Here is a 14986-nt window from a genome sequence, read left to right as displayed (position 1 = left end):
CAATGAAACTGTCATTACATGGAGTTTCTGTATGGTACAGCAACGCAGTGACGCAATTACGTATTGCTCGTGAGGCCGGTTTTACCGGGCTGGAATTACTGCCTGAACATATATTTCGTTATCTGGAAAATGGTGGCAGCTATGCAGAATATCGTCAGCTGATGCAGGATAACGGCATTGATATTACCTGTATTAACGCTCTCAAACGTATCGGTCGCTATCAACCACAGGCCCGTGCTGAACTTATACAGGAGGCCAGGATGATTTGTCATGCTGCTGCTGAGCTTGCCTGTCCTGTCGTTCAGATCATGGCGCTTGATGAAATCAATGAACTTACTGAAACAAACCGCAACACCATCCTGCACGATAACATCTGTGCCATAGCCGATATTGGTAAACCTCTTGGCATCAGATTTCAGATTGAAGTTGTTGCCTTCACACCCTTTAATTCATTACAGCAAGGTCTGGACATAATTGCCGCATGCGGCAGGGATAATGTGGGGCTGGTTATTGACTTCTGGCACTTGCACGCAGGCGGTAAGACTCATCCGGACGAAGTTGCCAAAATGGATCCCAGCCTGATTTACGGTGTCCATTTCTGCGATGGTCGCGCTGCTCGTAAGGACGAGGCATGGGATGAGTGGGTACTTCGTGATTACGCACCGGGCCAGGGTGAAGTGAACATTGATAGCTGGGTCAGAGCCTTACGTAAAACGGGCTACAACGGTGTATGGTCTCCTGAATGGCTCAGCCCACATGCCTGGGAACACGACGTATTTGAAGCAGGAAAGCTGAGCATGCAAAGCCTGAAGCACTATGGCATAAGTGATTGAATCCGGCCTGACTGAATTCTAAACGTTTACGCCTGAGCTTCTGCTTTCACGCATAGCGGACTTTAAAGCACCAATAATTTCAGTAGATTTCCCATTCCACATAAACGGCGACATGTCAGCACGCATGATGGCCATACTGGGGTAGATGGCTGCGGGTCAGGACGTTTACTCCATTGATGAGTCTTTTCTGGACGTTATCGGGATTGGCGGCATTATCCCGCTCGAGACATTCGGCCAGCAGATGCGCGAGCGTATCTGAAAGGAAACCGGGCTGATAATCGGCGTGGGATTTGCACCGACCAAAGCGCTGGCCAGACTTGCCAATCACGCGGCCAGGAAGTTGACACAGACGAACGGCGTTGTGGACCTGTCTGACAGAATACGCGTGACCTGCACGCCTGAAATCCGGAAGGCAACAGTGACCGTCAGGCATTCCTTTGTGAAATCGTCCACCCAGGTCAGGCACTTGTTCCTGCGACCGGTGGCGAGCGCGTCCATGACAAAATCCATCGACCAGGTCAGGTTGGGCGCCGCCGGGCGGAGCAGCGGCAGATGTTCTGTTGCCAGCCCTTTACGACGTTGTCTGCGTTTTACGCCCAGCCCTCTCAGATGATAAAGGCGGTACGCGCGCTTGTGATTAACCAGAAGCCCTTCACGGCGCAGTAACTGCCATATGCGGCGGTAGCCAAAACGCCTGCGCTCCAGTGCCAGTTCAGTAATGCGCCCTGATAAATGCGCATCAGCCGCCGGACGCTGGGATGAATAACGGCAGGTCAACAGGGACAAACCTGTCAGCCTGCAGGCACGACGTTGCGACAGACCGGTCGCATCACACATAAACTCAACGGCTTCCCGTTTCTGATCTGTCGTCAGTACTTTCGCCCCAGAGCCACCTGAAGCGCCTCCTTATCCAGCATGGCTTGGGCAAGCCGCTTCTTTAGGCGGGCGTTCTCGTCTTCAGGTGACTAAGCCGCTTAACCCCGGGCACTTCAATACCGCCATACTTCCTGAGTCAGGTATAAAAGGTGGCGTCGGAAATGGCGTGCTTGCGGCAGAGCTCACGGGCAGAAACCCCGGCTTCAGCTTCGCGGAGGATACTGATGATCTGTTCGCAGGAAAAACGCTTCTTCATGGGGATGTCCTCATGTGGCGTATGAAGACATTACTGACATTGGTGTGTACTCATCAACGGGGAGCAGGTCAAGGGTATTAGCCTCCGATGGGGACAGTAGTAACCCCTGTTAACCCTATCAAAATTAACTATTAGTCAGGAAGCGGTGAGCGTGCTAACTCTTTATTTGAGGGTCGGCCAGCGCGTGGGCTGTTTCTGCAATTAAACCCCTGAACCAGCGATGTGCAGGATCGTCGCGATAGCGCGCATGCCACCCCATTTCAACCGGAAAAATGCCGAGATCAACAGGCGCGGGAACAATTCTGAGCCGCTGATCTCGGGAAAGATGCTGACAGATCAGGCGAGGCAGGGTCGCGCAGTAGTCCGTGACCGCAATCATCTCCGGTACAGCCAGAAAATGTGTCACTGACACGGCAACCTGCCGACGCAGGCCGCGCTTTTCAAGTGCCTGATATAAACCTGCGCGCATGCGGCCAGGCGGCAGGACATTAACGTGTTTGAGCTGCTCATACTGTTCTGCGCTGAGGTTTTCGCCTACCAGCGGATGATCTGCGCGTATCACACATGCCAGACCTTCATTCATCAGGTGCTGCACAACCAGATTATCAGGAGGTTCAACGATACGACCCAGCACCATATCAGTATTGCCTGAAATTACGCCGGTTTCCGTTACGTCGTTGCCAAAAGGGGTAAGGCGAAGCCTGATACCGGGTGCGCAGTCATGAAGACGCGCCACAATGGCAGGCATCATGATGAATTCAACATAGCTGTTAGGTGCGAGGGTAAAGAGTCGGGTGGCGTGCAGCGGATCAAAGTCCTGCTGACCAAGGATCACCTTGTCGATGGATGACAGGGCAGTACCGACCACCTGGGCCAGTTGTTCCGCTTTCGGTGTCGGGCGCATACCGTAGCGCTCGCGGATAAACAGGGGATCGTTGAGCGTTTCCCGCAGCCGGTTTAATGCATTAGAAAGTGCCGGCTGGGTAATACCCAGCCGCTCTGCGGCGCGAGTGACGTTGCGCTCTTCTATCATAACCAGCAAAACTGGCAGTAAATTCAGATCATATTTCATTAAGTTATAATTCTATGTGAATATCTAAAATTAAAGAAATAAATTTCATAAATATTCTGAAACGCGCCATGATTAACGGGTCAACACAGAAGATAGCGGTTCACGCGCTGGTTCTGACTATCCTTACACGTGAGACCGACTGACTGTTATACGGAGCATAAATGAAAATTTTAATGGTTTTGACCTCGCATGATGAGTTGGGCACCACTGGCAAGAAGACCGGTTTCTGGCTGGAAGAACTTGCGGCACCTTATTATGCATTCCTGGATGCGGGCGCTGAAATTACCCTGGCTTCACCGAAGGGCGGACAGCCGCCACTCGATCCAAAAAGTGATGAGCCGGATTCTCAGACTGATGAAACTCGCCGTTTTCATGCGGACTCTGCAGCTCAGGCCGCGCTGTCTTCGACCGTGAGGCTTGATACGGTTAATCAGGAAACGTTTGATGCCGTTTTCTATCCGGGCGGTCATGGTCCTTTATGGGATCTGGCAAACGACAAACACTCCATTTCGCTGATTGAGCAAACCCTGCAGGCTGGTAAGCCGGTGGCGCTGGTTTGTCACGCGCCAGGTGTTCTGCGTGATGTGAATAACGCCGATGGCACACCGCTGGTAAAAGGCAGGAAAGTAACCGGGTTTACTAATAGCGAAGAAGAGGGCGTTGGCCTGACTGACGTCGTGCCTTTCCTGGTGGAAGATGTGCTGAAACAGAATGGCGGTCTTTACTCACGTGGTGATGACTGGCAATCCTACACTGTGCAGGACGGTTTGCTGATTACCGGACAGAACCCAGGTTCTTCAGCCGAGACTGCCAAAGTTTTACTGGCAAAACTGGCGAAATAAGCGTTTTACAGCATGCTGTGTTCTGAGGGCGCCTGTGGGCGCCTTTCTTTATTGCGGGTATTAAGTGAGAAGATTGATAGTGACGGTGTAAATTATTTGTATTTAATAAATCAGGGTTTTATTTTTCTTAACATTGATAATAAATTTGAGATGTGTTTTCAGACGAAAATATAAGTCCTCGAGTTCCACTGAAAATATAAACATGTTTTTAAAACCAGTGTTGACATCATTTTTCATATCCGTAAAGTAGGACTCATCAGCGGCAAGCAGTTGCCCTGATAGACTGAAAAACCAAAGGCGTTATGAGTAAAGGTGCCGACAAATGTTTCAGTTGAAGTTGTCGGTGGTTCTGTTAAACACTGTTCTTTGAAACTGTTCGTTAGTTAATGATAACCCTGTTAAATGGAGTCGAAGTAAGTCTTTAAGAAGTCTGTAGTTGGATGTTAATAGCAAAAAGCATGCAACAGGACGCTTGTAGTATCGCGTCGCGATGATGTAAGGCCTCGTAGTTCTGAACGTTACGTTACGACAGGATACGATTGCGGTTTAAACGTCGTAATGAAAGTAAGGCAACGCATCAAAGAGTCTATATCGCGATGGGGGTGTGCAGATTTATACGGGCCTGACCTGTCTTTGTCTCCTGAAAGACTATCAGGTGGTTGAAACCGCTAATAATAGTGACATTTCTGTATCGTGATCATTATTATCCGCAGGATCTGTTCATAAATAGCAGTACCGAAGCAGTACCTATCAATTAAGTTAGTTAATGTTAAATGCTAAATCTGTAGTACCTTAAAAGCCCTGACTATTTCAGTCAGGGCTTTTATCATTTGAGCCTGTCTGTCAGATTTTTCAGGGGTCTCATTATTCGTTGTCATTTTCGAATTCTTTCCCGTTAACCACTACCTGCCGCATTCGCGCATGCTTAATTTTACTCCAATTCATGCATCCTCTCCATCGCTTCGCATCAGGGCTCCTTGCTCTGCTGAGAGTATTCACAAGGTGTGGCTTTAGCACTGTCATCTGGAATGACTGCGGGCATTTACTCGGCGCAACACCCTCATCGCTGAGATCAGCAATGAACATCACGTTGACTCATCACAAGACATATCCACTATATGGCAGAGCAGATGCGGCTGTACCATCGCAAGGCGTTCTTTGACGAATACCGTCCAGCGCTGATCCGTAAAAATCAAAAATAATTAACAACATTAATAATTCAGTCAGTAAATGGAATGTACTCGCTTCTGATCCCGGTTCTGCTCATCACTCAATGTTTAAAATCAGAAATGTGTCATGGCAGGGTAAGCCATTTTCAACATTTCCCACTGACAGTGACGTCAGCGAACCTGGTGATACCCCCGATAGCGTCTCTCCGGCGGGCATGGCGGACTTTCGCTGCGGGTATGCTGACCATGCTGGTTCTGGGTGCGGGCGGTCTGTGAAGCTGCTAAAAGTCGCCCCGCAGCCGCTCAGCCCCGTACCGGCTATCGTCGATGCGCACGTACTGACAACGCTGGCGCAGCTGCCGCCATTGTGGCAACAGGTGTATGGCTTTGTGCTCGCCGCCAGAGCTGGACCTGTCCAGACAGAGACGCTTAAAGCGCAGTGGCAGCAGCACCTTATGGGAAATGCACACCCACAGAATCATTATCCGGCTGGCATCAGGGGATGGAAGATTGCAGGCACTGACATACCGCCTGAATATGCTTGATGAGCGCAAAGGCAGGTATCCACCGGCTCGGAACTGAAATCGATGGTGTTCACGATAACACAGAACTTCAGCCGTTCAGTTCCACTCGAAGAGCAGCTTTATCAGCTGGGGCAGTCAGAAAGTACGACATCAGGAAGAGCAGCACAGCTGGCGCAGGTCGATATGCAGTTTACTCAGTTGCAGAACCGCTATGCGCTGATTAAAAACCAGTCAGAGTGATGACGGACAGCGATAAGCACTGGGACGATCAAATGTCTGCCGGGTCGCTTATGGCAAAATCGATAATCTGCGCCATAGTCAATATTCACCGATTAATTGCGCTTTAGCTTTTATTAAATCCATCGGCGCATAGGTTATGCGCTATTTAACAGAGGTTAAAATGTCTACAGAATCTTTAGAAGATATCTCCGGCGATCTCTCCCAGTTCGTTGGCACACATTTTGTCTATACCTACGATAATGGCTGGAAATATGAGTGGTACGCCCGCAATGAAACGACCTGCGACTATCGTATTCATCAGGGGCTGGTGGGCGGTCGTTGGGTGACTAACCAGAAAATGCACGCAGTGCAGTTTGCACCCGGCATTTATAAAGTAGACTGGCATGAACCCACCGGCACCTGCGTCAGCCTGCTGTTTGATCTCAATCGTACCCTGCTTCACGGGACAATTTTCTTCCCGCAGTGGATTGCCGGAGAAGGTCAGCATCCGGAAAAAACCATCTGCTATCAGAATGACTTCATTGAAGATATGCACCGATTCCGCGACGAAGGCCCGGCCTATCCTTATGTGATCATTCCTGAGTTTGCGAAAGTGACTTACATGAAAAACGAAGGGCCGGATAATGATGAAGTCATTAATCAGGCACCGGGGCAGATGCCTGCTGACTATTTTGATGGTAAGTAACTGATAGCACGGCCCGCCGCTATGGGCGGGTCGCTTCTGCCTGGCGTGCCAGCGTGCGGGCCAGTATGGATGAATAGAGTGGTTTCCCCCCCAGAAACTGCGCCAGCAGCGTAGCCCCAAGGCAGGTAATAATCATCGGCAATATCAGCTGATAGTTATCGGTCATCTCCAGCACCAGCACAATCCCGGTTAGCGGTGCCCTTACCGAAGCCGCAAACAGTGCGCCCATCCCGGCGATAGCAAAGGTTCCCGCGTCCAGATGATATAAGGGGAACAGATCCGTCATCGCTACCCCAAAAGCTGTCCCGAGCAGCGTTCCCAGTGCCAGCATCGGCGCAAAGATACCGCCCGGCGCACCTGAGCCAAAACAGAGCAGGGTAGTGACCAGCCTGACCATGAAGATGAGCAGCAGCAGGGTGAACGGAAATACACCATGAACCGCCTGTGGAATCAGTTCTGAGCCGCCGCCTGCGCCAGGCGCGAACAGCAGCGCCAGAACACCGCAGCCACCACCCAGTAATGCACCCGCCAGCACTACGCGTGCCGTTTTGCCGGCATAAAAGCGAGCAAAGAGGTCCTGCGTAATAAATATCAGGCGGTTAAACAGCACGCCTACCATGCCGATGATCATACCCAGCACCAGATACATCCACAGCGTCTGCACTGGCGCATCAGCCAGTTTGCCAACGGAGATCACCGCCTGTTCGCCGTTGAAACAGCGAAACACGATGCTTGCCATAATCACACCGGTAAACACCGCTTTAATCGAAATCAGGTTATAACGAAACTGAGGACGCATCTCCTCGATGATAAACAGTATGCCTGCCAGCGGCGCATTAAACGCGGCGGCCAGGCCTGCTGCCGCACCCGTTGCCAGCAACGTATGACGCGCTTCGTTGCTGCGCATCCCCAGAACATCAATCACCATGCGGCCGATATTGCCACCCAGTTGCACTGTCGGGCCTTCACGTCCCAGTACCATCCCGGCACCCAGCGTGCCCATGCCGCCAAAAAATTTTACCGGAATCACCCGCCACCAGCGCACAGGTCTTAGCTCTTCCAGCGCCCCTTCAATTTCAGGAATGCCGGAACCACCCGCTTCGGGCGCAAAACGTCTGACGAGAAAATAGCCGACCATCGCGAGCAAGGCCGAAATGGCAAAAGCGGCGGCGTAGAGCATCCAGCCCTGAAACTGTGCGGGGATAAGCGTAGCGGCGCGCCACTGCTGTATTGTTTCAACGGCCCGGGCAAACGCCACGCCCGCCAGACCGACCAGCGTACCGACCAGCGCGGCGCAAAACAGCATCGCCAGCGGCGTTTTGTCACGATAGAGCAGGGCGCGAAACATCCGGCTGCGCGCCGCGATAGAACGGGGAACGTAAACCGGCTGCGGTGATTCTTCATTCATTGAGAGGCATCTTTGTTCAATCAGACCAGCGTGCCAGTTTACTGAGTGATAAGGTGAAAACAAACGTCAGGATCAATTTCAGCCGGGAAATGAGTTAATCGGTCTGCGGTGGACAAACCACTTGTGCCATGCGTTCGCGGTAGGCTGGATTGTCCTGGTTTTTCAGCGCCTGAGCCGCGGCGGTCAGCGTGAGCTGATTTTGTTTCAGGTTATGCTTGTCATTGAGAAATGTCTGGCGCAGTTTTTCATCGGAGAAGGCTGGCGGTAGCTGACACGTCTGGCGCAGATCGTCGGTTATCTGCTACTGACGCAGTGTAAACTGCAGCCTTTGATAAGGCCCGGCGGACACAAGCATGGGACAGACTGAAAGCAGTATAAATAACGTATTGCGAATCACGTTCATGATGATCTCCTGACTGCTGAGGACAGGAAAGGCTCTTCGGCAGTTTTCAGTTGAGTGTAATCGCATTGAGTGATTAGCCTGAGCACAGCACCATCGACCGGGTGCAGCAATGTCGCCACGGTTGACGCAATAATCATAGTAATACTGGCGCGACAGGGAGCTGACATGCAGCCACATTCCACTGAAATTCTTACCGCTGACTGCTGTATCGTCGGCGGTGGCCCGGCCGGGTTAATGCTGGGTTATCTGTTTGCCCGCGCGGGAGTGCGTGTAGTCGTCATCGAAAAGCATGCTGACTTTCTTCACGACTTTCGCGGAGACACCATCCACCCTTCGACGCTGGAAATCATGCATCAGCTCGGACTGCTGGAATCTTTCCTGACGCTGCCGCATCAGCGTGCCGAAAAGCTGGAAGCGGAAATTGCAGGACAAAGCATTACGATGGCCGACTTCTCACGTCTGCCTGTTCAGTGTCGTTTTATTGCCTTCATGCCGCAGTGGGATTTCCTGAACTATATGGCAGAGCAGAGTGCCCGCTATCCGGGCTTCAGTCTGCTGCAGTCGACTGCCTTCGGGTCGCTGATTGAAGAAAATGGCACGGTCATCGGCGTGACGGCTTCACGCGGCAATCAGCAGTTGCATATCCGCTGCAAACTGGTGGTCGGTGCTTACGGTCGCCATTCGCGCGTACGCGACGCGGCCGGGCTGATCGGACAGGAATTTGGCGCCGCGCGCGATGTCATCTGGTTCCGCTTAAGTAAGCAGGCGCAGGATCCCGATTTGGGCATGGGGCATAAAGGGCCGAAGCAGAACTTTATTGTTATCGATCGTGGCGATTACTGGCAGTGCGGTCTGACCATTCCGAAAGGGGAGTTTGAGGCGAAACAGTCCGCCGGTCTCGACGCGTTTAAAGCAGAGGTGGCGGCGGTGTCGCCTTTTGAGGCGGCGCGCATGACGGAAATCGAGAGCTGGGAGGCGTTCAAACTGTTGTCGATACGTATCGACCGCCTGAACAAGTGGGCGAAACCCGGTGTGCTCTGCATTGGTGATGCGGCGCATGCCATGTCGCCGATTGGCGGGGTTGGCGTCAATCTGGCGATTCAGGATGCGGTGGCGACGGCGAATCTTTTGACCGATCCTCTGAAGCGGGGAGAACTGCAGCTGCGCGACCTGGAAAAAGTGCAGAAGCGCCGTCAGTTCCCTACCGTTGCCACGCAGTTTTTGCAGATCAAGATGAGCCGTAATAAAGCCAGAAGAAAACCTGCGGGAAGCAGCAAGGTTCCCGCGATTATCCAACGCCTGCCGTTTCTGCGTTTTGTGCTGGGTCGTCTGATTGGTCTGGGCTTCCGAACGGAGTCGCCACAGGTTGCGCGTATGAAGTAAGTGCGTTAAATGATTTCGACAGCAATCAGATATCGTGCGACACTGTTTCACTGTGAAAGTACTGTCAGATTGAGCCGCTATTTATCTGATAATTGGGCGCTAATTGAGCATTATTAAGCTAAATTATTTTCGATTTTTGCGCCTGCAAAGGAGAGGTTTCAGTGCATAACGAGCAAAACGGCAGCGACGTAAAACGCCTGAGTGCAATTAAGGCACTTTTGTCGCCGGATGAAACCCGGGATAAGGTGCTGGAGAGATTCGTGAATCTCGCCAGTCAGGTGCTGGGTATTTCAGGCAGCTTCATTTCGATTATTGACGATAATAATCAATACATAAGAGCGTCACGGAACTTCGATCTTAAACAATCGACCCGTGATGAATCTCTTTGCCGCCACGTCGTTGATGGTGAGGGACATCTGGTGGTGGTTGACACCTTACTGGATGAGCGCTTTGTCACGCACCCGTTTGTGAAAGGCGATCCGCATATTCGTTTCTATGCCGGTGTCTCGCTGCAGAACCTCGACGGTGCGGTGCTGGGCACGCTCTGCGTCACCGATACCCAGCCACATCCCTTTACGGATGAGAAACTCGCCACGCTGCGCTCACTGGCTACGCTGGTCACCTCTTTTCTGGATGCCTGGAACAACGCGGGTTTTGCCGACGTCATTACGCACCTGCCGAATCGCCCACGCCTGATTCGTGATATTCAGCAACTTACCCTTGTCGCACCGCAGAGCCGCTTTCGCCTGATTCTTATCGACTGCCTCGACATCATTCGTGCCTATGAGCTTTCCCGTGCGGTGGGTATTGCGCCGATGGAGAAATTGCTCAGGCAGATGGCGCAGGATGTGGCACACCGGCTCAATCTTCCGGAGAATGAGACGCTCTATACTTTCGCCCCAGGCCGTTTCGCCCTTGTTCAGCCCTACTCAGGCCGTTATTCAGCGCATAACATAAGCGATCTGTTCAAAGGCATGCGGGCCGATCTGGCGGAAAATATCACGCTCGATCTGGATGTCTTTACCGGCGAAACAGAGTTTGTACCGGGACAGATGGATGCTAACGAAACGGTACGTCAGGCCGTTAGCGCGCTACATGAAGCGATTGATGAGAACATCAGTGCGATGTCGTTTGATGAGAGTTACGACTCGCGGCGCACCGAAGACTTTTTGATCATGAATGATCTGGCTCAGGCGCTGAATAAAGATGAAGAGTTGTATCTCGCCTGGCAGCCTAAAGTGTGTCTCAAAACCGGTAAAACGGTCGGGCTGGAGGCCCTGATCCGCTGGAATCACCCTGAGCGGGGTGAGCTTTTCCCATCAGAATTTATTCCGTTAGCCGGTAAAACCAACCTGATCTCCGATCTGACCAACTGGGTTATCGATCACGCTGTTGAGCAGTTGGCGCGCTGGAATCGCGAGTACGACCTGATTCCGGTCTCGATCAACGTCAGTGAACGCGACTTTGCCAGGCCCGATTTTGCCGATCAGCTGGTGGCGAAATTAGCGGCAGCGCAGTTACCTAACTCGATTATGGGTATTGAGTGTCTTGAGAATGAGCTGATCACCAAAAGTGATGTGGCGATCAAAGGGCTGGAAGCGCTGAAGTCGCACGGCTTTATGGTCTCTCTGGATGATTTCGGCACCGGCTACAGCAATATCAGCTACCTGCAGGATATCCCGCTGGATGTGATTAAGATCGACCGATCGCTGATCTCGCGTATGGGCGAAGACGACGCATCTAAAATCATCGTCAGATGCATTATCCAAATGCTTAAAGAGCTGAATTACACCGTGCTGGCCGAGGGTGTGGAAGCAGAAGCCACGCTGGGACTGCTGAAAACCTACGGCTGCGATCAGATTCAGGGCTACTTCTTTTCAAAACCGCTGCCAGCCAGCGACATTGAACACTGGCTTTATCAGAAGTCACGCTAGTCAACCCGCCCGCAGCACTCGCTGCGGGCGCGCTTATCACTCACTGCCGATAGCGTAACGCTCAACCGGAGTGATGTGTTTAATCAGCTTATTATCAAACAAAAACTGCTCATAAGTCTGATAGCGTGCGCGATCCAGTTTTGCCGGATCGGCGGCGAACAGCGGCAGCGTAGCCTGCCATGCCTGATGGTTTAGCGGTGTATTCAGCTCAGGATGCGCCTGTGCAAATGCCTGCCAGCTCTCTTCGGGGTGAGCCTGCAACTGTGCATTCCCCTTTTTCAGTGCCCGCAGAAACTGTTTAATTTTTTCTGCATGCGCCTCATCACGGTTAGCAACGATAATCAGCTCATCATAGGCCGGCACGCCGTAATCCTCGACGTTTAACACCACCGGATCTTTGCCAGCAAGTTTCATCTCCAGAGCTTCGATATTGCGATAGCCGCCTATCACCGCATCAACCTGCCCGGTCATCAGGGCGCTGGTGAGCTGAAAATTGACGTTAACCCGCTTTACCTGATCGGCCTTAATGCCGTCATGGCTCAGCATGGTCGCCAGCGTTGCTTCTTCAATGCCGCTGACGGAATAACCGATACGTTTTCCTTTCAAATCCGCTGGTTTTTTCACCGTTTTGTCCAGCGTCATCAGCGTATTCAGTGGCGTATTAATCAGCGTGCCCACACGCATCAGCGGCAGGCCCTGGTCGGCGAAAAAATGCAGCTGCGTCTGATACGTTATCGCTAAGTCCGCCTGCTTAGCGGCGACCAGACGCGGCGGCAGCGCAGGGTCGGAAGGCGGCACAATGTTAACCTCCAGACCCTCTGCCGCAAACGCACCGGTTTGCTGAGCCACCATAATGGGTGCATGGTCGGGGTTGATATACCAGTCGAGCACCAGCGTCAGTTTTTCCATCGCCTGAACCTGCGAGGCTAAGGAGGCGCTGAACAGCAGGACAAACAGGGGCATTTTAGTCATAGGTTGTCTCATCAGTAGGGTCGTCAGTGTGGCTCGGGAATCCAGGTAATCAGGCGGCGAAGCAGAAGGTCGATGATAAGCCAGAGGGTCAGCGTCATCAGCACCAGAATAAACAGGGCAGCGAAACAGAGGTCGCTCTGCATCCGGGCGTTGGCATTCAGCATCACGTAGCCCAGCCCTTCAGCCGATCCGACCCATTCACCAATGATGGCACCGATCGGCGCGACGGCCGCTGCCATCCGTAAGCCCGAACCCAGGGCGGGCAGTGCGGCTAACAGCCGGACATGACGCAGTTGTGCTATGTGTGAAGCGCCCATCGTGCGAGCCAGATCGAGATAGCCAGGCGTGACGCGACGCAGGCCATCAAAAAAAGCGGAGGTAACAGGAAAGAAGATCACCAGTACCGCCATCACGACTTTGGCGCTCATGCCAAAGCCAAACCAGAGCACCAATAGCGGTGCCAGGGCAAATACCGGAATCGCCTGGCTGGTGATCACCAGCGGCATCATCCAGCGCTGTAACCACGGCGAAAAGGTCATGCCCAGTGCCAGCACCGCGCCCAGCAGCACGCCGAGCGCCATACCGATGAGGATTTCAGTCAGGGTGATCAGGCTGTGATGGCCGAGATAGCCAGCGTTGTCCCACAGTGCGGTAGCAACCGCAGCGGGCGAGGGCAGCAGAAAGGCCGGAACGGAAGTGAGTGTGGCGAGCCACCACAGCGTAATCAATCCGGCAGAGAGCATGACTCCACGGCGAAGCGCGGCGAAACGTAATCTCATCCGCCCAGCCTGCTTAGCTGTTTCAGCAAGGTGGCCTGACTCTGGATCACGCTGGTATCGTCTGCTGCCCGTGGTGGCTGGCCCTGGAGTGGCGGGCAGGTTTCAATGCCTGCTGAACCCATTACCAGCAGGTGATGACCGAGGCGACAGGCTTCCGCGGCATCATGAGTGATCAGCAGCACGGTATGTCCGGCCAGCACTTCTGCCGCCAGAGTCTGAATCTGTGTCCGGGTCAGTGCATCCAGCGCCGAAAAGGGCTCATCCATCAGTACAATGGGCTGACGGGTATAGAGGGTACGCGCCAGCGCTACCCGCTGACGCATACCGCCCGAAAGTGTCGCAGGTCGCGCACGGGCACAGTGGCTCAGGCCAACCCGCGCCAGCAGATGCTGCACCAGATCACGATCGGCTTTCTCACCTTTCAAGCGGCTGGCGAGGCAGACGTTCTGTTCCACCGTCAGCCAGGGATAGAGCAAATCCTGTTGCCCCATCCAGGCGATGCGCCCGGCCAGCGGCAGACCATCGCTGCCCTTAATTTGTCCCGAAGTGGGCGGCGTCAGACCGGCAATCACTCGCATCAGGCTGCTTTTACCTACGCCGCTGGCACCCAGCAAAGCGGTAAATGCACCACCCGCGATCTCCAGATTAAGCTCGCTGAACAATGGCTGCTGATCCAGCGTCAGGCAGAGCTGGCGAACGGAAATACCCGGCGGCACGGCATCGTTCAGCGGCTTCATGAGCTGCCCCGCAGACCGTCAGCATGATTAAGACCCATCTGCCAGAACGCCGCTTCCAGCCGGGTTGCGGTCGTAAAAATCTCCGACAGTGAGTTAATACGTTGTTCACCGGCGCGCTGCTGAGCCAAAGTTTCAAACAGCAACAGTGAGGAACCGACGCCCGTCAGGTAGGACTCATCGCCGTAATTCTCAATCCATGCCGCGTAAGGATTCCCCTCAAAGCAGGTCGCAGGATCGTCCAGCAGCCTCAGGCCGATTTCCGCATAACCGGCGACGCAGGGCATCAGCGCCGTCATCAGCGCCAGCGCATCTCCGGTGTGACCCACGTCCAGCACGTAGCGGGTATAATTGATTGTTTCCATTGCCTCAGGTTCGCTCGCCACCGCCTCTTCGCTGATGCCCCATTGCTGGCAATAAGCCAGATGCAGCGGCAGTTCGCTGATAATGGCGTTCAGCGATGCCGTCGCGCTGCGTAACGCAGCCGGTTCAGAGAGCTTACTGATCAACAGGCCCCACGCACGGGCGAAGTGCAGCAGGAACAGATAATCCTGGGTGAGATAGTGGCGGAAAGCGGCGGGTGGCAGCGTACCCTGACCGAGCTGCTGCACAAAATTGTGCCTGACATAATCGTGCCATTGCGTGCCCGCTTGCTGGCGCAGACGACCATAAAAACCGGTTTCGAAAAGCGGATGTGACATAGGATCTCCAGTAACAGGGAGATCCGGGCATAAGGTCTGGAACAGGGGATGAAGCAGGAGATGAGGCAGAACATCTGCCGACCCGTCCCTTCGCTGGCATGACCCAGATCAGGTTCAAAGGGTTCGGCTTGCGCCATCTCAGCCCATGACAGGACACCCCTCGGAGACATTCGTT

At 53.3% G+C, this 14986-nt stretch carries 13 protein-coding genes, 2 pseudogenes and 1 riboswitch; of the genes and pseudogenes, 7 read left to right on the top strand and 8 right to left on the bottom strand.

Annotation, left to right across the window (positions count from 1 at the left end):
* Window positions 1-2 precede the first annotated feature (2 nt).
* Window positions 3-833, top strand: coding sequence for a sugar phosphate isomerase/epimerase (locus N1689_RS08825; protein ID WP_260058609.1), 831 nt, complete (start codon window positions 3-5; stop codon window positions 831-833).
* A 375-nt stretch (window positions 834-1208) separates the two neighbouring features.
* Here the strand turns inward: N1689_RS08825 and N1689_RS08820 are convergent.
* A pseudogene (locus tag N1689_RS08820) lies at window positions 1209-1965 on the bottom strand (transposase); the annotation flags it as partial.
* A gap of 154 nt (window positions 1966-2119) precedes the next feature.
* Complete coding sequence (locus N1689_RS08815; protein WP_161736045.1) at window positions 2120-3037, bottom strand: LysR substrate-binding domain-containing protein; 918 nt, start codon at window positions 3035-3037, stop codon at window positions 2120-2122.
* 161 nt (window positions 3038-3198) lie between these two features.
* Here N1689_RS08815 and N1689_RS08810 point away from each other — a divergent pair, with 161 nt between their 5' ends.
* The 4 genes and pseudogenes from N1689_RS08810 (at window position 3199) to N1689_RS08795 (ending at window position 6497) form a co-directional block, all read left to right on the top strand.
* On the top strand, window positions 3199-3879 hold the full coding sequence (locus N1689_RS08810) for a type 1 glutamine amidotransferase domain-containing protein (protein ID WP_260058607.1): 681 nt from the start codon (window positions 3199-3201) through the stop codon (window positions 3877-3879).
* A gap of 1441 nt (window positions 3880-5320) precedes the next feature.
* Window positions 5321-5593, top strand: a complete 273-nt coding sequence (locus N1689_RS08805; RefSeq protein WP_260058606.1) for a hypothetical protein — start codon at window positions 5321-5323, stop codon at window positions 5591-5593.
* A gap of 18 nt (window positions 5594-5611) precedes the next feature.
* A pseudogene (locus tag N1689_RS08800) lies at window positions 5612-5812 on the top strand (VasL domain-containing protein); the annotation flags it as partial.
* Window positions 5813-5972: 160 nt separating this feature from the next.
* The gene (locus N1689_RS08795; RefSeq protein ID WP_161736048.1) at window positions 5973-6497 is read left to right on the top strand and encodes a phenolic acid decarboxylase; all 525 of its coding nucleotides are present in this window, start codon (window positions 5973-5975) and stop codon (window positions 6495-6497) included.
* Between the two features lie 19 nt (window positions 6498-6516).
* Here the strand turns inward: N1689_RS08795 and clcA are convergent, their stop codons facing one another.
* Both clcA and N1689_RS22085 read right to left on the bottom strand, forming a co-directional pair.
* Window positions 6517-7845, bottom strand: coding sequence for a H(+)/Cl(-) exchange transporter ClcA (gene clcA, locus N1689_RS08790; protein WP_253418353.1), 1329 nt, complete (start codon window positions 7843-7845; stop codon window positions 6517-6519).
* Between the two features lie 154 nt (window positions 7846-7999).
* Window positions 8000-8203 (bottom strand): YicS family protein, encoded by a 204-nt coding sequence (locus N1689_RS22085; RefSeq protein ID WP_311202147.1) that lies wholly within the window; start codon window positions 8201-8203, stop codon window positions 8000-8002.
* A gap of 270 nt (window positions 8204-8473) precedes the next feature.
* Here N1689_RS22085 and N1689_RS08785 point away from each other — a divergent pair, with 270 nt between their 5' ends.
* Together N1689_RS08785 and N1689_RS08780 are read left to right on the top strand one after the other, a co-directional pair.
* On the top strand, window positions 8474-9691 hold the full coding sequence (locus tag N1689_RS08785; protein WP_260058603.1) for an FAD-dependent oxidoreductase: 1218 nt from the start codon (window positions 8474-8476) through the stop codon (window positions 9689-9691).
* 161 nt (window positions 9692-9852) lie between these two features.
* Window positions 9853-11625 (top strand): EAL domain-containing protein, encoded by a 1773-nt coding sequence (locus N1689_RS08780; RefSeq protein ID WP_161736051.1) that lies wholly within the window; start codon window positions 9853-9855, stop codon window positions 11623-11625.
* A gap of 36 nt (window positions 11626-11661) precedes the next feature.
* Here the strand turns inward: N1689_RS08780 and N1689_RS08775 are convergent, their stop codons facing one another.
* Genes N1689_RS08775 through N1689_RS08760 form a run of 4 tightly spaced genes read right to left on the bottom strand, consistent with a single transcriptional unit; the run spans window position 11662 to window position 14811 of the window.
* Window positions 11662-12597 carry an ABC transporter substrate-binding protein gene (locus N1689_RS08775; RefSeq protein ID WP_260058602.1) on the bottom strand — a complete coding sequence of 312 codons (936 nt, stop codon included), beginning with the start codon at window positions 12595-12597 and terminating at the stop codon, window positions 11662-11664.
* Window positions 12598-12620: 23 nt separating this feature from the next.
* Window positions 12621-13376, bottom strand: coding sequence for an ABC transporter permease (locus N1689_RS08770; protein ID WP_161736053.1), 756 nt, complete (start codon window positions 13374-13376; stop codon window positions 12621-12623).
* Window positions 13373-14113 carry an ABC transporter ATP-binding protein gene (locus N1689_RS08765; RefSeq protein WP_161736054.1) on the bottom strand — a complete coding sequence of 247 codons (741 nt, stop codon included), beginning with the start codon at window positions 14111-14113 and terminating at the stop codon, window positions 13373-13375. Before N1689_RS08765 ends, N1689_RS08770 begins: the two co-directional genes overlap by 4 nt.
* A complete protein-coding gene (locus N1689_RS08760; RefSeq protein ID WP_161736055.1) occupies window positions 14110-14811 on the bottom strand; it encodes a TenA family protein in 702 nt (233 codons plus the stop codon). Before N1689_RS08760 ends, N1689_RS08765 begins: the two co-directional genes overlap by 4 nt.
* A gap of 68 nt (window positions 14812-14879) precedes the next feature.
* Window positions 14880-14982, bottom strand: a riboswitch (TPP riboswitch).
* Window positions 14983-14986 lie beyond the last annotated feature (4 nt).

It is taken from the genome of Pantoea sp. XY16, assembly GCF_025153065.1.
GTDB classification, from domain to species: Bacteria; Pseudomonadota; Gammaproteobacteria; order Enterobacterales; family Enterobacteriaceae; genus Pantoea; species Pantoea alfalfae.
The sequence above is the reverse complement of the archived record's forward strand: the minus strand, read 5'-3'. Positions and strand labels throughout refer to the sequence as shown.

Bases quoted from the DNA above. Each gene is read 5' to 3' on its own strand.
- N1689_RS08810 (WP_260058607.1), top strand. From the start codon at position 3,199: ATGAAAATTTTAATGGTTTTGACCTCGCATGATGAGTTGGGCACCACT.
- N1689_RS08775 (WP_260058602.1), bottom strand. From the start codon at position 12,597: ATGACTAAAATGCCCCTGTTTGTCCTGCTGTTCAGCGCCTCCTTAGCC.
- N1689_RS08760 (WP_161736055.1), bottom strand. From the start codon at position 14,811: ATGTCACATCCGCTTTTCGAAACCGGTTTTTATGGTCGTCTGCGCCAG.
- N1689_RS08825 (WP_260058609.1), top strand. From the start codon at position 3: ATGAAACTGTCATTACATGGAGTTTCTGTATGGTACAGCAACGCAGTG.
- N1689_RS08815 (WP_161736045.1), bottom strand. From the start codon at position 3,037: ATGAAATATGATCTGAATTTACTGCCAGTTTTGCTGGTTATGATAGAA.
- clcA (WP_253418353.1), bottom strand. From the start codon at position 7,845: ATGTTTCGCGCCCTGCTCTATCGTGACAAAACGCCGCTGGCGATGCTG.
- N1689_RS08785 (WP_260058603.1), top strand. From the start codon at position 8,474: ATGCAGCCACATTCCACTGAAATTCTTACCGCTGACTGCTGTATCGTC.
- N1689_RS08765 (WP_161736054.1), bottom strand. From the start codon at position 14,113: ATGAAGCCGCTGAACGATGCCGTGCCGCCGGGTATTTCCGTTCGCCAG.
- N1689_RS08795 (WP_161736048.1), top strand. From the start codon at position 5,973: ATGTCTACAGAATCTTTAGAAGATATCTCCGGCGATCTCTCCCAGTTC.
- N1689_RS08770 (WP_161736053.1), bottom strand. From the start codon at position 13,376: ATGAGATTACGTTTCGCCGCGCTTCGCCGTGGAGTCATGCTCTCTGCC.